This window comes from Bacillus sp. URHA0034 (genome assembly GCF_056280405.1).
Genome location: NZ_JBWCDK010000002.1, coordinates 2,487,961 through 2,511,449, shown reverse-complemented (window position 1 = coordinate 2,511,449; position 23,489 = coordinate 2,487,961). Strand labels below are relative to the sequence as shown.

20 protein-coding genes are annotated in these 23,489 nt (G+C 42.2%); 19 read left to right on the top strand and 1 reads right to left on the bottom strand.

Annotation, left to right across the window (positions count from 1 at the left end; genetic code table 11):
* Window positions 1-6: 6 nt before the first annotated feature.
* Genes purM through purD form a run of 4 tightly spaced genes read left to right on the top strand, consistent with a single transcriptional unit; the run spans window position 7 to window position 4,440 of the window.
* Window positions 7-1,041 (top strand): phosphoribosylformylglycinamidine cyclo-ligase, encoded by a 1,035-nt coding sequence (gene purM, locus ACZ9EE_RS14045; RefSeq protein WP_476027998.1) that lies wholly within the window; start codon window positions 7-9, stop codon window positions 1,039-1,041.
* Entirely contained in the window at window positions 1,038-1,640 is a 603-nt protein-coding gene (gene purN / locus ACZ9EE_RS14040; RefSeq protein ID WP_476027996.1) for a phosphoribosylglycinamide formyltransferase, read from the top strand. The genes purM and purN overlap by 4 nt, the downstream gene beginning before the upstream one ends.
* A complete protein-coding gene (purH, locus tag ACZ9EE_RS14035; RefSeq protein ID WP_476027994.1) occupies window positions 1,615-3,153 on the top strand; it encodes a bifunctional phosphoribosylaminoimidazolecarboxamide formyltransferase/IMP cyclohydrolase in 1,539 nt (512 codons plus the stop codon). The genes purN and purH overlap by 26 nt, the downstream gene beginning before the upstream one ends.
* Window positions 3,154-3,168: 15 nt before the next feature.
* The gene (purD, locus tag ACZ9EE_RS14030; RefSeq protein ID WP_476027992.1) at window positions 3,169-4,440 is read left to right on the top strand and encodes a phosphoribosylamine--glycine ligase; all 1,272 of its coding nucleotides are present in this window, start codon (window positions 3,169-3,171) and stop codon (window positions 4,438-4,440) included.
* A 496-nt stretch (window positions 4,441-4,936) separates the two neighbouring features.
* On the opposite strand, the gene ACZ9EE_RS14025 is transcribed toward purD, so the two are convergent.
* Window positions 4,937-5,230 carry a YgaP family membrane protein gene (locus ACZ9EE_RS14025; protein ID WP_476027990.1) on the bottom strand — a complete coding sequence of 98 codons (294 nt, stop codon included), beginning with the start codon at window positions 5,228-5,230 and terminating at the stop codon, window positions 4,937-4,939.
* A gap of 164 nt (window positions 5,231-5,394) precedes the next feature.
* On the opposite strand from ACZ9EE_RS14025, the gene ACZ9EE_RS14020 reads away from it, so the two are divergent.
* From ACZ9EE_RS14020 to ACZ9EE_RS13950, 15 genes are all read left to right on the top strand, one after another.
* Window positions 5,395-7,140, top strand: a complete 1,746-nt coding sequence (locus ACZ9EE_RS14020; RefSeq protein ID WP_476027988.1) for an adenine deaminase C-terminal domain-containing protein — start codon at window positions 5,395-5,397, stop codon at window positions 7,138-7,140.
* Window positions 7,141-7,210: 70 nt separating this feature from the next.
* Window positions 7,211-8,254 carry a DUF3048 domain-containing protein gene (locus ACZ9EE_RS14015; RefSeq protein ID WP_476027986.1) on the top strand — a complete coding sequence of 348 codons (1,044 nt, stop codon included), beginning with the start codon at window positions 7,211-7,213 and terminating at the stop codon, window positions 8,252-8,254.
* 13 nt (window positions 8,255-8,267) lie between these two features.
* The gene (locus ACZ9EE_RS14010) at window positions 8,268-8,579 is read left to right on the top strand and encodes a YerC/YecD family TrpR-related protein (protein WP_476027984.1); all 312 of its coding nucleotides are present in this window, start codon (window positions 8,268-8,270) and stop codon (window positions 8,577-8,579) included.
* A 272-nt stretch (window positions 8,580-8,851) separates the two neighbouring features.
* Window positions 8,852-9,535 carry a heptaprenylglyceryl phosphate synthase gene (pcrB, locus tag ACZ9EE_RS14005; RefSeq protein ID WP_476027983.1) on the top strand — a complete coding sequence of 228 codons (684 nt, stop codon included), beginning with the start codon at window positions 8,852-8,854 and terminating at the stop codon, window positions 9,533-9,535.
* Window positions 9,536-9,590: 55 nt separating this feature from the next.
* The gene (gene pcrA, locus ACZ9EE_RS14000) at window positions 9,591-11,891 is read left to right on the top strand and encodes a DNA helicase PcrA (protein ID WP_476032957.1); all 2,301 of its coding nucleotides are present in this window, start codon (window positions 9,591-9,593) and stop codon (window positions 11,889-11,891) included.
* 47 nt (window positions 11,892-11,938) lie between these two features.
* Entirely contained in the window at window positions 11,939-13,945 is a 2,007-nt protein-coding gene (gene ligA, locus ACZ9EE_RS13995; RefSeq protein WP_476027981.1) for an NAD-dependent DNA ligase LigA, read from the top strand.
* 13 nt (window positions 13,946-13,958) lie between these two features.
* Window positions 13,959-15,119, top strand: a complete 1,161-nt coding sequence (locus ACZ9EE_RS13990; protein WP_476027979.1) for a CamS family sex pheromone protein — start codon at window positions 13,959-13,961, stop codon at window positions 15,117-15,119.
* Between the two features lie 141 nt (window positions 15,120-15,260).
* Window positions 15,261-16,808: an L-glutamate gamma-semialdehyde dehydrogenase gene (gene pruA / locus ACZ9EE_RS13985; RefSeq protein WP_476027977.1), complete on the top strand. Its 1,548-nt coding sequence runs from the start codon at window positions 15,261-15,263 to the stop codon at window positions 16,806-16,808.
* A 305-nt stretch (window positions 16,809-17,113) separates the two neighbouring features.
* Complete coding sequence (locus tag ACZ9EE_RS13980; RefSeq protein WP_476027975.1) at window positions 17,114-17,341, top strand: hypothetical protein; 228 nt, start codon at window positions 17,114-17,116, stop codon at window positions 17,339-17,341.
* An 81-nt stretch (window positions 17,342-17,422) separates the two neighbouring features.
* Window positions 17,423-18,409 carry a hypothetical protein gene (locus ACZ9EE_RS13975; protein WP_476027973.1) on the top strand — a complete coding sequence of 329 codons (987 nt, stop codon included), beginning with the start codon at window positions 17,423-17,425 and terminating at the stop codon, window positions 18,407-18,409.
* A 227-nt stretch (window positions 18,410-18,636) separates the two neighbouring features.
* Entirely contained in the window at window positions 18,637-21,060 is a 2,424-nt protein-coding gene (gene nirB, locus ACZ9EE_RS13970) for a nitrite reductase large subunit NirB (protein WP_476027971.1), read from the top strand.
* Window positions 21,057-21,377 carry a nitrite reductase small subunit NirD gene (nirD, locus tag ACZ9EE_RS13965; protein WP_476027969.1) on the top strand — a complete coding sequence of 107 codons (321 nt, stop codon included), beginning with the start codon at window positions 21,057-21,059 and terminating at the stop codon, window positions 21,375-21,377. Before nirB ends, nirD begins: the two co-directional genes overlap by 4 nt.
* A 19-nt stretch (window positions 21,378-21,396) precedes the next feature.
* Complete coding sequence (cobA, locus tag ACZ9EE_RS13960) at window positions 21,397-22,044, top strand: uroporphyrinogen-III C-methyltransferase (protein ID WP_476027967.1); 648 nt, start codon at window positions 21,397-21,399, stop codon at window positions 22,042-22,044.
* Window positions 21,989-22,852 (top strand): hypothetical protein, encoded by an 864-nt coding sequence (locus ACZ9EE_RS13955; protein ID WP_476027966.1) that lies wholly within the window; start codon window positions 21,989-21,991, stop codon window positions 22,850-22,852. Before cobA ends, ACZ9EE_RS13955 begins: the two co-directional genes overlap by 56 nt.
* Entirely contained in the window at window positions 22,849-23,466 is a 618-nt protein-coding gene (locus ACZ9EE_RS13950) for a precorrin-2 dehydrogenase/sirohydrochlorin ferrochelatase family protein (RefSeq protein ID WP_476027964.1), read from the top strand. The genes ACZ9EE_RS13955 and ACZ9EE_RS13950 overlap by 4 nt, the downstream gene beginning before the upstream one ends.
* The last annotated feature ends 23 nt before the right edge of the window (window positions 23,467-23,489 follow it).

The window sequence follows — 23,489 nt, the reverse complement described above, 5'->3', positions numbered from 1 at the left end:
AGACTCTTGGCTAAAGCATATAAAGAGGCTGGCGTAAACATTGAAGCGGGCTATGAGGCTGTTTCACGAATGAAAAAGCATGTCCAAAGAACAGCAAGGGCCGGAATAATTGGCGGACTTGGCGGTTTCGGCGGTATGTTTGATTTATCATCACTTCAATTGAAGGAGCCTGTTTTGGTGTCAGGCACCGACGGAGTCGGCACCAAGCTAATGATTGCGTTTTGGATGGATAAACATGATACGATCGGAATTGATGCAGTGGCTATGTGTGTGAACGATATCGTGGTTCAAGGGGCAGAGCCATTGTTCTTTTTAGATTATATTGCCTGCGGGAAAGCAGAGCCGGAAAAAATTGAGGCAATCGTTAAAGGTATTGCAGATGGCTGCGAGCAGGCTGGCTGTGCGCTGATTGGCGGCGAAACAGCTGAAATGCCGGGACTATACAGCCAAAACGAGTACGACCTTGCTGGATTTACGGTCGGGGCTTGTGAAAAATCACAGTTAATTACAGGTGAAACCATTCAAGCTGGCGATGTGTTGATAGGATTAGCATCCAGCGGTATTCATAGCAACGGTTATTCCCTTGTACGGAAAGTTTTTAATAATTGGTCTTTGTTAGATTTTGTTGATGAACTCGGATGTACATTAGGAGAAGAGTTGTTAAAGCCGACGAAAATTTACGTCAAACCGATTCTGTCAGCATTGAAAAAGTTCCCGTTAAAAGGGATGGCTCACATTACCGGAGGCGGCTTTATCGAGAACATTCCGCGGATGCTGCCTGAAGGTCTTGGGGCAAAAATAGAAGAGAAAAGCTGGCCGATTCCACCAGTGTTTCAATTGATTTCTTCTCACGGGCAAATTGCCTATGAGGAGATGTATAATATTTTTAATATGGGAATTGGAATGGTCGTTGCAGTGGATCGTGAAATGGCTGCCGATGTCCTTCAGCATTTTGAACAATGCGGTGAAAAAGCCTATCAGATTGGTGTTGTAACGGAGCAGGCAGGGATTGAAATTAAGGGACAAGGTGGCCGGCTATGAAAAAAGTAGCAGTGTTTGCATCTGGAAACGGCAGCAATTTTCAAGCGATCATTGATGTCGTTGCGTCAGGCGAGCTGCAGGCAGACATCTCCCTTTTAGTCTGTGATAAACCAAGTGCTTATGCTATTGATCGAGCCAACGCGGCAAAAATCCCAAGCTTTGTTTTTCAAGCGAAGGATTACTCAAGTAAGGAAGAATATGAGCAAGCGATATTAACTGAATTAAAGAGATATGATGTCGAGTTCATCGTTCTTGCAGGATACATGCGCTTGCTCGGCACAACATTGCTGTGTGCCTATCAGGGTCGAATTGTCAATATTCATCCCTCACTGCTGCCTGATTTTCCAGGTAAAGATGCGATTGGCCAGGCCCTTGCTGCCAAAGCAAAGTGGAGCGGGGTTACCATTCATTATGTGGATGAAGGGATGGATACGGGTCCGATTATTATTCAAGAACGGGTAAGATTAGAAGAAAAAGAAACGAGAGACAGTCTGCAAAAGAAGATCCAGCAGATCGAGCACAAACTATATCCAGAAATACTTCAAATGCTATTTACACAAGGAGATGTAATCAATGTCACAAAAGCGCGCGCTAATTAGTGTATCTGATAAGAATGGTATTACCGAGTTTGCGAGAGAACTAGTCAGCCTAGGGTTTGAACTAATCTCGACCGGAGGGACAAAAAAGGCTCTTCAAGAGCAGGGTATCCCTGTAATGAGTGTTAGTGATGTAACAGGTTTTCCGGAAATTTTAGAAGGCCGTGTCAAAACGTTAAATCCATTTATTCATGGCGGTTTACTTTCTAAGCATGATAATCCTGATCATTTAAAACAGCTGGACGAGCATGGAATTCAGCCTATTCAGCTAGTTTGCGTCAATCTTTATCCTTTCCAGCAAACAATCGCAAAACCAGATGTAACGGTAGCAGATGCGATTGAAAACATTGATATTGGTGGTCCATCTATGCTGCGCGCTTCAGCTAAAAACCACCAGTATTTAACAGTTGTTGTTGATCCGGCAGATTATGCGACAGTTATTGAGGAATTTAAAGCAGAAGGTGCAACGACACTTGAAACAAGAAGAAAGCTGGCAGCAAAGGTATTCCGTCATACAGCCGCTTATGATGCTTTAATAGCTGAATATATGACAAACCTTGCACAGGAAGAAACACCTGAAACCTTAACGGTTACATATGACCTTAAGCAGACACTTCGTTACGGAGAAAATCCGCATCAGAAGGCTGCTTTCTATAGAAAGCCGTTAGGTTCAACTTTCTCGATTGCCAATGCTGTTCAGCTTCATGGAAAAGAACTATCTTACAATAATATCAATGATGCCGATGCTGCTTTGCAAATCGTAAAAGAGTTCACAGAGCCAGCAGCGGTAGCGGTTAAGCATATGAACCCATGTGGTGTTGGAACTGGTCAAACCGGCTTTGAAGCATTTACAAAAGCATTTGCAGCCGATCCTGTTTCTATTTTTGGCGGCATTATTGCCTTTAACCGTGAAGTAGACGCTGAAACAGCAGGCAAGCTTCATGAAATTTTCTTAGAAATTATCATTGCGCCATCTTTCTCAGAGGAAGCATTAGCGATATTAACAGGCAAAAAGAATCTTCGTCTGTTAACCATTCCGTTTAATGATGTGAAAAAACCGGAGCTAATAATGACGACAATTGAAGGCGGATTGCTTGTTCAAGAACAAGACCGTTATACGCTAGAGGATGCTACGCTCACTGTTCCTACAAAGAGACAGCCAACCGATGAAGAATGGGAAGCTTTAAAACTTGGCTGGAAAGTGGTTAAGCATGTGAAATCCAATGCGATCGTTGTCACTAGTAAAGACATGACGCTTGGGGTTGGCGCAGGCCAAATGAACCGCGTTGGTTCAGCGGAGATTGCCCTTAAGCAAGCGGGTGAAAAAGCAGAAGGTGCGGCCCTTGCCTCTGATGCTTTCTTCCCAATGGATGATACCGTTGAAGCGGCAGCAAAAGCAGGAATTACTGCCATTATTCAGCCTGGTGGATCGATTAAGGATGCTGATTCGATTAAAAAAGCAGACGAATACGGAATTGCCATGGTGTTTACGGGCGTTAGACACTTTAAACATTAAAATGAGGTGTAATGGATGAAGGTACTAATCATCGGCCGCGGCGGACGCGAGCATGCGATCTGCCGAAAGGTCAGCGAAAGCACATTGGTTGAAAAAGTATTTGTCGCTCCAGGAAACGCTGGAATGGTAGATGTGGCGGAATTAATTGCGCTTGACGAATCCCAGCATGATGAGCTAATTGCCTTTGCGAAAGAGCAAGAGGTCGGCTTAACGATTATTGGGCCGGAAGTTCCTTTACTTGAAGGCCTTGCTGATCAATTTGAGGCAGCGGGTTTGGCAGTGTTTGGACCGCGGAAGGCAGCTGCTGAAATTGAGGGCAGCAAGTCGTTTGCCAAGGATTTAATGAAAAAATATCATATTCCTACTGCTGATTATGCTGTCTTTACTTCGATTGATGAAGCGCGCAGCTATATCCATGAAAAAGGTGCTCCGATTGTGATTAAAGCCGATGGCTTGGCAGCAGGAAAAGGTGTTACGGTTGCGATGACTTTAGAGGAAGCTCTTGCGAGTGTGGAAGAGATGCTCGTTGGGGCGAAATTTGGAGCAGCTTCTTCAAGTGTTGTGATTGAGGAGTTTTTAGACGGCGAGGAATTTTCGTTGATGGCCTTTGTGAACGGGGAAGTAGTCATCCCGCTTGAAATCGCTCAGGATCATAAACGCGCCTATGATGGCGACCAAGGTCCGAACACGGGCGGCATGGGGGCGTACTCTCCGGTACCGCAAATCGGTGAGGAAACCGTAGCAACTGCTGTTGAAACGGTGTTGATTCCGGCGGCAAAAGCGATGGTTCAAGAGGGACGCAGTTTCTCTGGAATTTTATATGCTGGGTTGATTAAAACGGCAGCAGGCCCAAAGGTAATTGAGTTTAATGCCCGTTTTGGCGACCCGGAAACACAAGTAATTTTACCAAGGCTGCAATCTGATTTGGTTCAGGTTATCTTGGCTCTTTTGAATGGTGAGTGTCCTGAACTTGAATGGGATCCGCAGGCAATGGTCGGTGTTGTGGTTGCTGCAAAAGGATATCCTGGTGTTTATGAAAAGGGTGCTGTGCTTAAGGGATTAAGCGACTTTTCGGAGAATGTTTATACCTTCCATGCCGGTACGGTTCAAAATGATGCTGGTGAGTTTTTGACAGCAGGCGGCCGGGTGCTTCTTGTGGGAGGCAAGGCTGAGACTCTTGCTGACGCGCAGGCGAAGGTGTATGAGGAGTTAGCGAAGCTAGATTGTGATGGTGCTTTTTATCGCAGCGATATTGGTGCGAAGGCGATTGTACCGGTGGTTCGTTAAACTTTGATAGATTAGGGAAATGACCGCATGAGAGGTTCATGCGGTCATTTTTATTACATCATGTCTTTGCCTGAAAAAATGAATAGGAAGCTCTTAAGGTAAATGATGAGACAATTCATTTACCCAAAAGAAGAAAACAAAGCTTCTAGGGGAAATGAAGAGTGTTTCATTACCCCAAAAAGGAAAAAGCGGGCCTCATCGGTAAATGAAGAGCTGTTTCATTACCCTAAAAGAGGAAAACGAAGCTAAAAGGGGAAATGAAGAGCTGTTTCATTGCCCGAAAAAGGAAAAAGCGGGCCCCATCGGTAAATGAAGAGCTGTTTCATTGCCCGAAAAAGGAAAAAGCGGCCCTAATCGGTAAATGAAGAGCCGATTCATTACCCATCTAAAGAAAAATTAAGCTTCACCGGTCAATGAACTACCCTCTTATTGCCTCCAAAAGATAAAAAAGAGCCCTCGAGGTCAATGAATTGACCCCAAAAGCTCCCATTGAAGTTCAAGTCGGATTATAAGGCACATCCATTTCAGCTAACCCTTCCGTCACGTCCCCAGAATCAGTCGCATGCTGATGCTCCTTCACCATATCCGACCAACGTTCACATAAATCCGTTACCGGACAATAGCGGACAATACCCTCAGCAACCTTCATCGCACCACAGAAAGCTGCAAACAAATAAGAGTCCCGCCAAGGACGCTTGACCATCTTAGAAGTACTCCAAGCGACAATCGTGAGCCCAAACGTAATCCGAATCAATGCATTCAAAATCCCGATATTTGGTGTAATTTTCAATATGATCACTCCTTCACAATATTTTTACATTTTTTATCAATACTTTACTGCTTTAAAAAGTAAAATATGTTAAGATAAGAATCTAAAGAAAAAATGTAAGGGCTTTCTTTACTGCTAAATCAACTTATTATTATATAGATAGTTTTTTAAGGGAGGGACATGGTATGCTGGAACAACGCTACCGCTGGAAAAATAAACATTTACGCATGCATGTATCCGTTTTAGAAGGGAAAACATCCCCAACATTATTATTGAAAAATGCTTTGTATTTAAATCAGACCTTTCGCAAGTGGATGAGAGCCAACATCTGGATTTATGAAGATCGAATCGTCTATGTTGGCGAAAGCATGCCGTCCTATATTGAAGACTGTGAAATCATCGATTGCACAAATGAAATACTGGTGCCCGGGTATATCGAGCCCCATGCACATCCGTTTCAATTATATAATCCCCTGTCATTAGCCGCCTATGCATCCCAATTTGGCACAACGACACTAATTAATGATAATATGGCGCTTATTTCACATTTGAATAAAAGGGAAGCGTTTTCACTCTTAAGGGACCTTCGCTCTATCCCGTCAACCATGTACTGGTGGAGTCGATTTGATTCGCAGACGGAGTTATTGAATGAAGAAGAAGTTTTTTCACATAGTAATGTAAAAGCATGGCTTGAGCATGATGCTGTTCTCCAAGGCGGTGAATTAACTGGCTGGCCTAAATTGCTCGATGGTGACGATATGATGCTTCATTGGATCCAAGAAGCCAAGCGGATGCGCAAGCAGATTGAAGGGCATTTTCCTGGCGCTTCGGAAAATACCTTAGCAAAAATGATGCTGTTAGGTGCCGATTGTGATCATGAAGCCATGACTGGTGAAGAAGTATACAGCCGGCTCATGCAAGGTTATATGGTTTCACTGCGCTATTCATCCATTCGTCCTGATCTGCCACAGATCTTAGATGATATGAAACGGTTAGGAATTGAGGCCTATGACCAGCTGATGTTTAATTCAGATGGTTCCTCGTCTACTTTTTACGAACAAGGAATCACCGATCAAATGATTCGAATTGCCATTGAAAAAGGAGTCCCTGTTATAGATTCCTATAATATGGCAACGGTAAATATTGCAAAATACTACAATATTGAACATCTTCATGGTGGGATTGCAACGGGACGTATTGCTAATATTAACTTCTTATCAAGTATGGAAAACCCAACACCAGTTTCTGTTTTAGCTAAGGGAAAATGGGTGAAGAGAGACGGTGTAAAAGCAGAAGCTATTTATGGAGAATTAAATTGGGATGAATACGGATTTAAACGAATGGAAATGGATTGGCAGTTATCACTCGATGATTTGCAATTTTCTATGCCGTTTGGAATTAAGATGGAAAACTCTGTGATAACAAAGCCTTATTCCATCTCGATTGATGCATCAGCGGACCAGCTCCCAAAAGAATCAGATGAATGCTATTTCATGTTGGTCGACCGTCATGGGCAATGGAGAATAAATACCTTATTAAAGGGATTCGCAACAAACCTTTCTGCTCTGGCAAGCTCCTATTCGAGCACAGGAGATATTATTTTAATTGGGAAAAACAGGAGTGATATGGTTAATGCTTTTAATAGAATGAAAGAATTAGGCGGAGGAATTGTCATGATGGAAGGCGCTCAAGTTATTTGTGAAGTACCACTAGACTTAAGTGGAGTTATGTCTAGCCTTCCGATTGAAAATTTAATAGAACAAGAGAAAACATTACTAAAAGAACTGAGAGAACGAGGTTATAAATTTTCAGATCCGATCTATAGTCTTGCCTTTTTTTCAGCGACTCATTTACCATACATCCGTATCACGCAGCAAGGTATGTATGATGTTATGAATAAATCTGTACTCTTTCCATCAATAATGCGTTAAACTGTATATGACTAAAGAGTTAAAGCGTGAAAGTGTTTTGTGAAATGGATAAAATAGAGGTGTTCATTTAATGAAAAAATGGGCAGTTGCCGTGGCAGCGTTCCTTTTATTGCTTTCAGGGTGTACCAATAAAGAACCAGTTAAAAAGACGACTAAGGAAGAAAAGCCAAATACGAAACATGATAATAAACCTGAGGACGTGGGAAAAGCCGGCCCCTATTTTTATCCATTAACAGGTATTGGTACGGACAAGAAACCTGATGATCGAGCTATTGCCGTCATGATTAATAACCATCCAAAGGCTAGACCGCAATCGGGTTTAAACAAAGCTGATATTGTATATGAAGTGTTGGCTGAAGGGGATATTACCCGCTTCCTTGCTGTGTTTCAAAGCGAAAAGCCGGCAAATATCGGTCCTGTCCGGAGTGCGCGCGATTATTATGTTGAAATCGCCAAGGGGCTGGAAGCTCTTTATATTGCCCATGGCTGGAGTGAAGAGGCCAAAAGAATGCTGGAAGACAATTATGTCGATAATTTAAACGGAATGGTCTATGATGGTACTCTTTTTAAACGGTCGAGCACTCGTAAAGCACCGCATAACTCGTATATCACGTATGAAAACATTTTAAAAGGTGCAAAGCAAAAAAACTACTCTATAAAGGGCAGCCCGCCAAGCTTTAAATTTTTATCAGAGGAAGAAAGAAAAAACATTACAGGCAGCGATGCCTCCTCTGTAAAAATTACTTACTCGAGGGGCGGGATTTCTGACTCCATGTACCAATATGACAGTAGACTTGGAAAATACAAGCGTTTTTCAGGCGGTGAACAGACGGTCGATTTAGAAACAAAAGAACCGATATTGTTAGATAACCTGTTTATTATTGAAGCCACTCATAAAATCATCGACTCTGTTGGCCGAAGGGATATTGACCTTCAATCCGGAGGCAAAGGCTATCTGCTGCAAATGGGCAAGGTCAACGAAGTAGAGTGGGCAAATCTAAATGGCAGGATTGCCCCTGTTAAAAATGGGGTAGAGGTTCCTTTAGCCCAAGGGAAAACATGGGTAAATGTTGTACCGTCGCTTCAAAAGAACTTGATACTTAATCCAAATTAAAGGGGTAAAGGATATGCAAATCAATAAATTACGTGGAAAAGAACTAGATCAATTATTTAATGCGGTTCTTTCCTTACAGGATCTTGAAGAATGTTATCGATTTTTTGATGATTTATGTACCATTAATGAAATTCAATCGCTAGCACAGCGGCTCGATGTAGCTAGAATGCTTCGTGAGGGCAACACTTATCATAAAATTGAAACCGAAACTGGAGCAAGCACAGCGACGATCTCAAGGGTAAAACGCTGTTTGAACTTTGGCAATGATACGTATGAAATGGTACTGGAACGCATTAAGGAAGACAGTAAGGCTGAAAAAGAATAAAACGAACCGGAGATAAAAATCTTCGGTTTTTCTTTTTGCCAGTTTATAATTAGTTCTTTGTTATACTTTTAGATGCGGTCAGCTCTAGCACCTAGGGGCTCCTAAGGAACAGCCTTCGCGCCGGCGCGTCTGTAGCCTCGCGCCCCTGTTGAAGGCGCTTCCGCTTTTGATTGGATATGATTTCTATATATAGATTTATGGTTTTCTTTTTTTATTACAAACGGCTAATGCTATAATGGTGTAATGGAAAGATGAATGGGAGGATTCCTTCGATGTATGATATTCGCGAGTGGCGGCATGTGTTTAAACTCGATCCTAATAAAAAAATAACAGACGATCAATTAGAAATAATCTGCGAATCAGGGACAGATGCCGTGATTGTGGGCGGAACAGACGGAGTGACACTTGAAAATGTCCTCGATTTAATGGCAAGAATCCGCCGTTATACCGTTCCCTGTATCCTTGAAGTGTCTACTATAGATAGCGTAACACCGGGATTTGATCTTTATTTTATCCCAACTATTTTAAATAGCCAGGATCCAAAATGGATTACAGGGTTACATCATCAGGCTGTTAAGGAATTTGGCGAAGTCATGGACTGGAATGAATTCTTTATGGAAGGCTACTGTATTCTTAACGAGGATTGTAAGGCCGCAAAGCTCACGAAAGCTGATGCCCATTTAACAATCGAGGATGTTAAGGCCTACGCAATGATGGCTGAAAAAATGTATCAACTCCCAATCTTTTATTTAGAATACAGTGGTAAATATGGAGACCCGAACGTAGTAAGGGAAGCGAAGAAGGCACTAGAAAAAACAACACTTTTCTATGGCGGCGGCATCCACACTTTTGAGCAGGCAGCTGAAATGGCTAATCATGCCGATGTGATTGTGGTTGGAAATGTGATTTATGAAGATTTTCAAAAGGCCTTAGAAACATTAAAGGCAGTTCGATAGAATTTGCGTGGCAATGCTAAAAACGCTAAAATAAAAATAAGAACAAATGTTTGTAATGGTGGTGGAGAATGTGCAATTTTTAACAGATAAGCTTCTAAACGGACTTAATCCAGAACAGCAAAATGCTGTTAAGGCAACTGACGGCCCACTTCTTCTAATGGCAGGTGCCGGAAGTGGTAAAACAAGAGTATTAACGCATCGGATTGCGTATTTAATAGTGGAAAAACGTGTGAACCCTTATAACATTCTGGCAATCACGTTCACAAATAAAGCAGCAAGAGAGATGAAAGAACGTATCGGTAAAATGATGGGTGGAGCAGCAGAGGAAATTTGGATCTCCACGTTTCACTCCATGTGTGTAAGGATTTTGCGACGCGATATTGACCGGATGGGCTTTAGTCGGAACTTTACCATTCTTGATACTACAGACCAACAATCAGTAATTAAATCCATTCTCAAAGATAAAAATCTTGATCCGAAGAAAAATGATCCGCGTGCTATTTTAGGCTCCATCAGTTCAGCGAAAAACGAACTCATTGGCCCCGAAGAATATGAGAAGGCTGCTGGTGGTTATTTTGAACAAACGGTAAGTGAAGTTTATAAGGACTACCAAAAGCGGCTCAGAAAAAATAATGCACTTGATTTTGACGACTTAATTATGATGACGATTCAATTATTTCAGCGAGTTCCGGAAGTCCTTGAATATTATCAGCGTAAGTTTCAATATATTCATGTCGATGAGTATCAGGATACAAACCGGGCCCAGTATATGCTGGTGAAAATGATGGCGAGCCGGTTCCGCAACCTGTGTGTTGTCGGTGACTCCGATCAGTCCATCTACAAATGGCGCGGCGCTGATATTGCCAATATCCTTTCTTTCGAAAAGGACTATCCGAATGCAACAGTTATCCTTCTGGAGCAGAACTACCGCTCTACCAAACGAATACTTCTTGCTGCCAATAAGGTGATTGAAAATAACCTAAACCGGAAGAAGAAAAATCTGTGGACAGAAAATCCTGAAGGAAACAAGCTTGTCTATTACCGTGCAGATAGTGAGCAAGGTGAAGCTCAGTTCGTTGCTGGCAAAATTAAGGAACTAACACGTGATAAGAACTATCAACTTTCCAACATTGCGATTCTTTATCGAACCAATGCACAGTCCCGTGTCATGGAGGAAGTGCTTTTAAAATCAAATATTGATTATTCAATTGTCGGCGGAATCAAGTTCTATGACAGAAAAGAAATCAAGGACATGCTTGCGTATTTACGTTTGATTTCTAACCCGGATGATGATATCAGCTTGCAGCGGGTGATTAATGTTCCAAAACGTGGAATTGGTTCGAGTTCGTTGGATAAAATCGCTGACTTTGCCGCAATGCATGATATTTCTTTATATCAAGCTTTAGATTCAGTCGAATTGTTAGGACTAAGCCCTAAAATTACCAAAGCAGCAGCTCAGTTTCGCGATTTAATTCGTAACTATACGAATATGCAAGAATTCCTATCCGTCACAGAATTAGTGGAGGAAGTCCTGGAAAAGACAGGCTATAAGGAAATGCTGAAGGCTGAAAAATCCATTGAGGCCCAAAGCCGTCTCGAAAACCTTGAAGAATTATTATCGGTAACGAAAAACTTCGAGGATTCAAGTGAAGACAAAAGCCTCGTAGCTTTCTTAACCGATTTGGCTCTAGTGGCTGACATTGATTCGCTTGATGAAGATGGGGAAAAGACTGATGCGATTACCTTGATGACATTACACTCTGCAAAAGGACTGGAGTTCCCAGTTGTCTTTTTGATTGGTATGGAAGAAGGAGTATTCCCGCATAGCCGTTCCTTAATGGAAGAAGCAGAGATGGAAGAAGAGCGTCGTCTTGCATATGTCGGTATTACAAGGGCAGAGCAGACCTTGTTTTTAACCAATGCCCAGATGAGAACCTTGTTTGGTAGAACCAGTATGAACCCTGCCTCTAGATTTATCTCAGAAATACCTGAAGATTTAATCGAAGGGATGGTACCAGAACACCGGACGGGCAGTTCGTTTGGTTCCAGCGGAAGATCATTTGGTTCGTCCAGAAGTTCATTTGGATCGACCGGAACATCATTTGGTTCACAAAAAAGTACATTTACGACCCCAACGACAACAAGAAAGCCTGTGATGCGGCCTGTATCGGCTGCTACCGGTGGAGACGAAACCGGCTGGAAGGTTGGCGATAAAGCGGAACATGGTAAATGGGGGATTGGAACCGTTGTGAGTGTAAAAGGACAGGGTGAGGGAACAGAGCTTGATATTGCTTTTCCTAGCCCAGTGGGAATTAAACGCCTATTAGCTAAATTCGCGCCGATTAAAAAGGCATAATAGCTGTTTTAAACAGTATAGATTACCTTTATGAAAGGGCTGGATATATGGATCTTCAAACCGCTGCGAAAAAAATCGAGGAAATAAGAAGCCTCTTAAATTTATATGGTTATGAATATTATGTATTAGACAAACCATCGGTACCAGATGCTGAATATGACTTGCTCATGCAGGAGCTGCTGGATCTGGAAAGAACCTTCCCAGAGTTAAGAACACCTGATTCTCCGTCTGTCCGTGTCGGTGGGTCAGTTCTTGACCTATTTGAAAAAGTGGAGCATCGCACACCGATGTTAAGCTTGGGTAATGCTTTCAATGAAGGAGATTTAAGGGACTTTGACCGACGAGTCCGACAAGCTGTGGGTGATAATGTTTCTTATATTGGTGAATTGAAAATTGATGGACTGGCAGTTTCGCTGCGCTATGAAGATGGATTATTTGTTCAAGGTGCAACCCGAGGCGACGGTACTATTGGGGAAGATATTACGGCTAACCTGAAAACAATCAAAGCGATTCCGCTTCGCCTTCGAGAAAATGTATGGATCGAGGTGCGCGGGGAGGCATACATGCCAAAGCGCTCGTTTGAAGCCTTAAACCAGTACCGTGAAGAACGCGGGGAGGAGCTATTTGCCAACCCAAGAAATGCGGCAGCTGGATCCTTACGGCAGCTCGATCCGAAAATCGCCGCATCAAGGAAGCTGGATGTGTTTTTATATGGGATTGGCAACGCAGGTGAAACAGGAGTTGTGGCCCATAGTGAAGGGCTCGATTATCTAGACCGCCTTGGCTTTAAAACCAATAAAGAACGAAGAAAATGTGCAACGATTGAGGAAGTTATTGAGTATGTTAACAGCTGGATTGATAAACGGTCGCATCTTCCCTATGAAATTGACGGAATTGTAATCAAAGTAGATTCACTTGCGCAGCAGGCGGTGCTGGGTACAACGGCAAAGAGCCCGCGTTGGGCCATTGCGTACAAGTTTCCAGCTGAAGAAGTGGTAACGACTCTTTTAGAGATTGAGTTAAGTGTGGGGAGAACGGGTGTAATCACACCGACTGCCATTCTCGAGCCAGTGAAAGTGGCGGGGACAACTGTACAACGGGCATCTTTACACAATGAGGACTTAATCCGTGAAAAGGATATTAAAATCGGTGATAAAGTAGTTGTAAAAAAAGCAGGTGATATCATTCCGGAAGTGGTTAATGTGCTTGCTGACCAACGAACAGGTGAAGAAGTGGATTTTCAAATGCCAACCCATTGTCCGGAGTGTGAAAGTGAACTTGTTCGCTTAGAAGGGGAAGTAGCCTTAAGATGTATTAATCCGAAATGTCCGGCACAAATTCGAGAAGGATTGATTCATTTTGTTTCCCGTGATGCCATGAACATTGAAGGCCTTGGTGAAAAGGTGATCAGTCAGCTTTTTGCTGAAAAATTAATCGGTGATGTTGCGGATATTTATAAACTAACTCGTGAGCAGCTGTTAGCCTTGGAAAGAATGGGTGAAAAATCTGTCACTAACCTGTTAAAGGCGATTGAAACTTCAAAAGGCAATTCCCTTGAAAAGCTGTTATTTGGATTGGGGATCCGCCATGTTGGAGCAAAGGCGGCCAAAACATTGGCACAACAGTTTATGACGATGGAAAAATTAGCAGGAGCCTCCAAGGATGAGTTAATTAATATTAACGAAATAGGAGATAAGATGGCTGATTCGATTGTATCGTTTTTTGAGCAGGAAGAAGCGATTGAGCTTATAAATGAGTTAGTATCAGCAGGCGTTAACATGGAATATAAAGGGGCAAGACCGATTTCTGCCGAAGAATCAGACAGCGTATTTGCCGGTAAAACCGTTGTCCTTACAGGAAAAATGGAGCAATTATCCCGCAATGAAGCGAAAGAAAAAATCGAAGCCCTTGGCGGCAATGTTGCCGGAAGTGTTAGTAAGAAAACACATCTCGTCATCGCTGGTGAAGATGCGGGTTCTAAGCTAACGAAAGCTCAAGAACTGGGTATCGAAGTGTGGGACGAGGAGAGGCTTTTAGTAGAATTAAATAAATAAGAGGTGGACCGACGTGAGAAAAATCTCATTGCTCGCTCTCTCCCTTGTCTTTTTGCTAAGTGCATGTGCACCTAACTTTCAAAAGCAAAATGAAACAGTTCAAACAAAGGAGAAGGCAACAGGGAAAGCAATTATTCCCAAATATAATATCTCGAATAAATTTTACCGGACAATCCTGCCATTTGAACCGGGGGAAGCGCGCGGATTAGTCGTTAACAATATCAATACTAGGTATGACTTAAATGAATTTGAAATGGGCTTGATGAGAATTGCCCAAAACAGTTTTGACACGGATAAGTACTATTTTCAAGAGGGCCAGCAAATTAAGGCCGCGACAATTAAACAGTGGTTAAGCCGCCAGTATACCCCTGCTCAGCTTAAGGAGAATAAGGAGAAAGCAGCGGACAATATTGGTTTAAATCCAGTTAATACCAATCCTACTGGCAGTACGCCTTCAAGCCCGGTTTATCTTGCCCATATCCTGGAACATGATTATCTAACCAAAGACGATAAAGGTAATGTGTCCCTAGCAGGGATGACCATTGGTTTGGCATTAAACTCGATTTACTATTATAAATTACAAACAGATGGCGATACGTTTGAGAAAAAAATTCCGTTTGCTGAAATGGAAAAAGAAGGCCAGAAAATGGCGGCGGAAGTGGTCAAACGTATTCGTGCCATGAAGAATTTATCTGATATACCAATCACGATTGCTTTATTCGAGCAGCAAAGTAAGACATCGGTTGTACCTGGTAACTTTTTCAGTTATTCAACTGTTGATAAAGGAAGCACGGATCTAAATAGCTGGGAAAAGGTTGATGAAAAATACTACCTTTTCCCTTCAACAGATGCTGAAAACGACCATCGTGATGATACGATTGCCTTTTTAAACTTCAAACAAGATGTGGAACAATACTTCCCTAATTACAATGGTGTAATTGGCAAAGCATTTTATATTGGTGACCAGCTTCAGGATTTAAATATCACGATTCCAATTCAATTTTATGGAAAAACAGAGGGGATTGGTTTTACCCAATATGTAACAGGGCTTGTGATGGAACATTTCCCTAAGTATCTTTCTGTTTCCGTTAGTGTAACGTCCGTGGATGGTCCCGAGGCACTCATTGTCAAAAAAGCTGATGCAACAGAACCATTTGTTTATATTTATCAATAAGACCTGGCTTTTGCTGGGTCTTTTTTACTCTCTAACCAGCAAGGTCTATCATAGTCTAAATTCATTATCTTTCCTAATCATTCTTAATCATGTTAGAATGATGAGGTATGTAACCGTTTTAATACATAGGAGGGGTTAGAAATGATACAACCATATAAGCATGAACCGTTTACTGATTTTTCAGTGGAAGATAACCGACAAGCCTATCTACAAGCATTACAAACAGTAGAGGGTTATTTGGGGCAGGACTATCCTCTGGTCATTGGCGGAGAGAAAATCACAACGGAAGAGAAAATCATTTCCTATAATCCAGCAAATAAAGAAGAAGTAATCGGACAAGTTTCAAAGGCTAATCAAGAACTTGCGGAAAAAGCTATGCAAGCAGCGGTAGAAGCATTTAAAACTTGGAAAAAAACAAAACCTGAAGTTCGTGCTGATGTCCTGTTTAAGGCAGCATCCATTATTCGCCGCCGTAAACACGAATTTTCGGCTTTAATGACTAAAGAAGCAGGAAAGCCATGGAGAGAAGCTGATGCAGATACAGCTGAAGGGATTGACTTCCTTGAATATTACGGACGCCAAATGCTGTCTTTAAAAGATGGAGTTCCCGTCCAAAGCCGCGCGAATGAATTCAATCGTTATGACTATATTCCGCTTGGTGTTGGTATTATTATTTCACCATGGAACTTCCCATTTGCCATTATGGCGGGAACAACTGTAGCAGCCATAGTCACCGGTAATACGGTTTTATTAAAGCCGGCTTCTACCACACCGATTATCGCAGCTAAATTTGTTGAGGTAATGGAAGAAGCAGGTCTGCCAAAAGGAGTTTTAAACTTTGTTCCAGGCAGCGGAGCTGAAGTGGGAGACTATTTGGTTGATCATAAAGATACACGTTTCATTAGCTTTACCGGCTCCCGTGATGTGGGTCTTCGTATCTTCGAACGTTCATCTAAATTAAGCCCGGGTCAAATTTGGATGAAACGTTTGATTGCTGAGATGGGTGGAAAAGACACGATTGTCGTTGATAAAGAGGCTGACCTTGAGCTTGCAGCCCAATCTATTGTTGCTGGGGCATTCGGTTTCTCTGGTCAAAAATGTTCAGCATGTTCACGTGCAGTAGTCGTAGAGGATGTATATGAACAAGTAGTAAATCGTGTTGTCGAGCTAACCAACCAATTAACTGCAGGAAATCCTGTTGAGCAAGGGAATTTCATGGGACCTGTAATTGACAACAATGCATATAAAAAAATCCTTGAATATATTGAAATTGGCAAACAAGAAGGTAAGTTGCTGGCTGGAGGCGAAGGTGATGACTCAAAAGGTTATTTCATTCAGCCAACCGTTTTTGCGGACCTTTCTCCAACATCCCGTATCATGCAGGAAGAAATCTTTGGCCCTGTTGTTGGATTTACAAAAGCCAAAGATTTCACGGAAGCAATTGATATTGCCAATAACACAGAATACGGCTTAACTGGAGCCGTTATTACCAATAACCGTGCCCACCTAGAACAGGCTCGTGAAGATTTCCATGTTGGTAACCTATACTTTAACCGTTCATGTACAGGAGCAATTGTTGGCTACCAGCCATTTGGCGGCTTCAATATGTCTGGAACTGACTCGAAAGCGGGCGGTCCTGACTACTTACTTCTTCATATGCAGGCGAAAACAACTTCAGAAATGTATTAATTAATAAATGATACCCCTTCTCACACCCGAGGAGGGGTTTTTCATTGAAAATGTAATAATAAAAAGGAAAAAGACAAAAATATAATGGATTAGGCTTGTTTCCCCCAACTTTAATTTCTAATGCATAAATACATCCTTTACAAGAAATTTATGTAAATAAATATCCGCTGTGATAATATTAAGAAAGCAAGATTAAAAAGAAACATTTTTAAATTGAAATTCGTCATAATAAAGAACTGATTATTAAAATATGATTGACTTAAAGACCTAGTTTGTAAATCGTCTTCCCTGGAGGTTTTGTACCTTTGATCCCATTATATTTGTTCCATGTCACAGCAGTAGAACATAGTGAAAGTATGCTTTGGACCTTTTTAACCTGTAATGTTTTTGTGGTCAGTGCCGGTATTGTCTTTATCTATAAGTTGTTTACGCAAAAAAAGGTCCGGATGGCCGGGATTGTGTTTGGTGTGGCATTAGCTATTAATTATATCCTTATCGCTATTTTAGGGGATCCGTTTGACCTCTTAGGATAATGACAGCAATATTTTAACGGTGAATCAAGGGTGCTGGACGTTATGGAACATGGGCAGGAAAACTGAGAGGAGATGACTGGAATGAAATATTACCGTTTATGGGTGATCGCTTTTTTATTAAAATTTATAGGATCTGCTTGGGATGCATCCTATCACTTTAAATATTTATTTGAAGAGTACTCTATTCCCCATATTGTGAATACAATGGGGTTTGCCTTAGGGGGGTTCCTGTTATTTAAAGAGTGGAGACACTCAACCTACATGGACGGATTTTCAAGGAATCTCATTACGATTGGATACGGTCTGTTTCTGATTGGCATTCCGCTTGATTTTACGTATCATATTGCCTATGGAATTGATTTAACGACCTGGAGTCCAACCCATTTTATTTACTATATAGCAACAGATATCATGATTTTTGGGGTATGGCGCGGTTTTTATTTCTTTACGTGGCATACAGTACCGACATGGAAGTCGCTGCATACGTGGTTTGCGATGTTCCTGTTGGAATGCTTATTGTTTCCGAATATGCAGCAGGAAAATGGGGCTATCTCTTATTACCAGTACATGCATGGAAAATCAATCGCTTCAAAGGAAATCCTTCAGTTAATATCGGACCCGGCCTCACAGATTTTCGGCGGTATACCGGAATATGTGTATCCCATTTATTCCTTGTTAATGGTAGGGTTATTGACCGTTATAACGGCACGAATTTGCCGTGATTTTACGATTCCGTTTATGGGTGCCGTACTTTATGTTTGCTTAAGATTTATCGGGAAAGCGATCTTTGCAGCAGTCAATTATCCAACCTCCTATGTGCCAATGACCATTATCCTGATACCGCTGGCCTTCTTATTGCTGAGAAGAACCAATTGGCTCGCTGGACTTATTGGCAGCCTTGCTTATTTTCTCAGCCTATACGCCATTCATAAATCCGAAATACTCATCACCCCGCCGCTGGTCTTATGGGAACTTGCCCCTGTAGCGCTAATTGGTATCCTTGTTCCCGTTATCAATACCATCATCAAACCCCAGCTCCTACTTAAAAAAAGTAAACAACCCGCATAACGTAAAAAGGGTGCCTGTCACCCTTTTTTATTTTGTCCATTTAGTAATAGTGGTTACGTAGTGTCTAATGATCAGGCTTTGACATTTACTAGAAATGTTCACAATTAGCTTGTGAGATGTGATGAACGTCACAATTTTTTAGGACTGGACCCTTTACAATCTAACTATAGAGAAAACCTACTAATAAAAAATTAACCAACTATTAACGATAAAGGAGCCAACCAGATATGAAGAAGTTAGTTATGATCGGTAACGGAATGGCTGGAGTAAGAACCATTGAGGAGATCCTTAAACTTAACACTGAGCAATTTGAAATTACCATCTTTGGTGAAGAGCCGCATCCAAATTACAACCGTATTAAACTATCAAATATTCTCCAAGGTGACACCAACTTTGACGATATTATTATCAACCCGCTTGAATGGTATAAGGAAAATAAGATTCAATTGTACAGCGGCGAGGCCATAGCAGCAATCGATGTAGAAGGTAAACGTGTTATCAGTGATCAAAATCGAGTAGTGGACTATGATGAACTGATTATCGCAACCGGATCCAACTCTTTTATTCTCCCAATTCCCGGTGCTGATAAACAAGGGGTAACGGGTTTTCGTGATATAAAAGATTGTGAAATGATGATCAAATCAGCTGGGCAATACCAAAAAGCTGTCGTCATTGGCGGTGGTCTGCTCGGACTAGAAGCCGCAAGAGGACTGTTAAACCTAGGTATGAAAGTCGATGTTGTACACTTGATGCCCCATCTAATGGAACGCCAGTTGGACCCAATTGCCTCTTCATTACTAAAAACAGAGCTAGAATCACAAGGCATGAATTTCTTAATGGAGAAACAAACAGTTGAAATCTTGGGGGATGAACGTGTTACAGGACTTCGCTTTAAAGACGGTTCTGAAGTCGAAGCAGATCTCGTGGTAATGGCCATCGGCATTAAATCTAATACGCAAGTTGCAAAAGACAGTGGCATTTATGTGAATCGCGGCATCATGGTAAATGACTATATGGAAACAAGTGTCCCTCATGTTTACGCAGTCGGTGAATGTGCCGAACATAGAGAAATTGTTTACGGTTTGGTTGCACCATTATATGAGCAAGGCAAAATCCTTGCCAGCCGCATTTGCGGGATTGAAACAAACGCATACGAGGTTTCTGTTACAGGTACTCAGTTAAAGGTGGCTGGTGTCGATTTATTCTCTGCCGGTGAAATTTTTGAAGATGGTACGACCAAATCTATCATGATTTACAATGAGTACGAAGGTCTCTATAAACGAGTGTTAACTAGAAACAATGTAATCGTAGGGATTGTCCTATATGGTGACACAAAAGACAGCACAAGATTATACCGAATGCTGACTAAAAAGGAAGATATCACTGGAGTTTCTATTTTCCATACAGAATGTACTGGAGAAGGCGATACTGACGATATTGCATCCATGCCAAATGACGAATTAGTCTGCGGCTGTAACGGTGTCACAAAAGGAGCCATTGTGGAGGCAATTCAAACACAAGGCCTAACAACATTAGACCAAGTCAGCCATTGCACTAAAGCTGGGCGGTCTTGCGGACGCTGTAAACCAATGGTCAGCCAAATTCTTGCTCATACACTAGGTGATCAGTTTGATGCAGCCGCAGCTCAGAAAACAAGCATTTGTGGATGTACGACATTAAGCCGTGAGGAATTGGTAGCGGAAATTAAGGAAAAAGGCTTAACAAGTGTCAAAGAGGTCATGAATGTACTTGATTGGAATAACTTAGAAGGCTGTACAAAATGCCGTCCGGCAATCAATTACTATCTTGGCATGATTCATATGGATGCCTATAAGGATGACCGTGATTCCCGTCTCGTGAATGAGAAGATGCACGCCAATATTCAGAAAGATGGAACGTATTCTGTGGTTCCTAGAATGTACGGTGGGGTCACCACAGCAGCGGATTTGAAAAAAATTGCTGAAGTTGCTGAAAAGTATAGCGTTCCTTTAGTAAAATTAACTGGTGGACAACGAATTGGTTTGTTCGGAGTAAAAAAAGAAGACCTTCCGGCCATGTGGGAAGAGCTTGATATGCCTTCCGGTTATGCTTATGGAAAAACATTAAGAACCGTTAAGACTTGCGTTGGTGCGCAGTTCTGCCGCTATGGAACCCAAGATTCAATGGCTCTGGGCATCGAGTTGGAAAAGAAATTTGAACGTCTTGATACACCACATAAAGTGAAAATGGGCGTGTCTGCCTGTCCAAGAAACTGTTCTGAGGCTGGCATCAAGGATATTGGCTTTGTCGGAATTGATGGGGGCTGGGAAATCTATGTGGCTGGTAACGGTGGTGTTGACCTTCGCGCCGGTGATCTGCTATGTACGGTGAAAACCAAAGCGGAAGTAATGGAAATGACAGGGGCTTACCTTCAATATTATCGGGAAACAGCTAATTATTTGGAGCGGACCTCTAAATGGGTAGAGCGGATGGGACTGGATCATGTCAAGGAAGTACTGGCAGACGATGTAACACGTAAAGCTTTAAACGAAAGAATGGATCAAACCTTGAATAAATATATTGAGCCTTGGAATGAAGCGATTCAAAATGCAGAAATCAAAGACAAATATTATACAAGACATAACATTTCAGTCGGGAGTGAATCCAAATGATCGAAACAATCACCCGTATACCAGTAGCACATTATAAAAATGTTAAAGCAAGAGCTGGATATTCAATCAAAGTTGACACGACAGAAGTGGCTCTATTTAAAACAACAGCTGGAGAGGTTTATGCATTAGAAAACCACAGCCCGCATCCAAAGGGTGGCGTCCTCTCTGAGGGCCTGATTAGCGGCGATTATGTGTATTGTCCGGTCTATGATTGGAAAATCTCATTAGTAGATGGAAAAGTTCAGGCGCCTGACGAAGGTCAGGTCAGAACCTTTAAGGTTGAAATCAAAGAAGATATCATCTTTATTGTTTTATAGAGGGAAGGAAGGCTGCAGGATGAAATCAGGAAAAGTATTTTTAGTAGGAGCAGGTCCAGGTGATCCAGGCTTAATTACGGTAAAAGGATTGGATGCAATAAAGCAAGCTGAAGTCATTCTATATGACCGGCTTGCCAATCCCAAGCTATTAGAATCTGCCGGCAGTGATTGTGAGCTTATCTATTGCGGCAAATTGCCTGACCGTCATACATTAAGGCAGGAGAACATTAATGACCTCCTAGTCGAAAAGGCTTTAGCAGGAAAAATAGTAGTCCGTTTAAAAGGCGGCGATCCTGGCGTATTTGGCAGAGTGGGCGAGGAAGCAGCAGCCCTTGCTGAATACCAGATTCCATTTGAAATTGTTCCTGGCATTTCATCAGGGATTGCAGCCCCCCTTTATGCGGGAATTCCTGTTACTCATCGGGAGCACGCCGAATCGTTCGCTGTCGTAACAGCTCATGATAAATCACAGGATGGCAAGCCGCTCCTTGATTGGGAAGGTCTTGCCCGCGGTGTGGATACGATTGCTTTTTACATGGGGGTGGGGAATTTACCGTTTATTTGTAAAAATCTGATTCAACAATGGGAAGGCATCGTCTACACCCATAATCTTGATTCACTGGGGTACCTTTGGCCGGCAAAAGACACTGCAGGGAACATTAGCTGATATTTCCGAAAAGGTATTGGAAGCCAAGTTCAGTAACCCATCTATCATTTTAGTAGGGGAAGTCATTTCCCTGCGTGAAAAAATCAGCTGGTTTGAGAAAAAGCCGTTATACGGCAGACAAATCCTGCTTGCCCGCACAAGTGCCAGCCCAAGTCAATTAGCAAAAGACTTACTGGACCAAGGGGCAGATGTCATTGAGTTTCCCAAATGGAAAGTAACGAAACAACCGCTTGATCTTACAAATGTGACCCGTTTTGAAAAAATATTATTTACATCTCCTGAAAGTGCGGCAGAATTTTTTACAGCAGTCATTGAACAGGAAATCGATATTCGCAGCATACGTGCAGAACTCTTTGGGCTGTCCAGCAAAACACTAAAGGCATTACGTGAACGCGGAATGATCGGGAAGCTGGCTCCGGAAATCTATGCCTCAGAAAATACAATGATTGTCGGCGATAGTCACCTGTTACAAATGGGCTTTGAAAAATCAGAGGTAATGGTAACAAGCCGGAAGGAATTAGATCAGCAATTCCTTCCAATTTTTCAGCGGATGCTTAAGGAAGCACAGGTCAATACAGTGATACTCCCAAGCAGTGCCTCTGTTAAACCGTTTATGGCTGCACTAGCAGATTGTGATATAAATGCAGTAGAGTTGTTGAAGGATAAGCAGGTTATCGCTATGGGAGAGTTAACACAAACCGCTGCCCTCCATGCTGGACTAGCTTCAACTAAAAGGCCATCCTGCCCATCGAGGGAGGCGTTAGTGAATTATATGGTGGAGCATCCAATACAGGGAGTACATGAATGAGTACAAATTATCCGATTATGTTACAACTTGATGGAAAAAAGGTAGTGGTAATTGGCGGCGGCAAGGTGGCCGAGCGAAAGGTGCACGGCCTGCTTGGTACAGGGGCCCGAGTAATTGTGGTTAGTCCGGAGGCAACTATGGGGCTCGAAACCCTTTTTGTGGATGGAAGAATTGATTGGAAGAAAAAATCCTTCTCAGCGGAAGACCTTCAGGATGCAGCGCTAATTTTTGCGGCAACAGATAACAGAGACATCAATCTTTCAGTCAAATCCTTAGCAGGGAAGCACCAGCTGGTGTCGATTGCTGATGATCCGGAGCTTTCCGACTTTCATCTGCCAGCACATGTGCAGCGAGGCCGGTTAAGTATTGCTGTATCGACCGGCGGGGCAAGCCCCACCCTTGCAAAGAAATTACGGGCGGAGTTAGAACAGCAATTTGATGAACGATATGACGAATACCTTGACTTTCTTTTTACGGCAAGGCAATGGATTTTGAAGGAAGTGGACGATCCTGCTCTAAAAAGAAAATTACTTATAGCAATTGTGAGCGAGGAATTATTAAATAGTCCGAATCGCGCCTCGGATTTCCGGCGTTTATATGAGGATTTAAAGTAAAAGCGAGTACCTTTCGTAGGGTA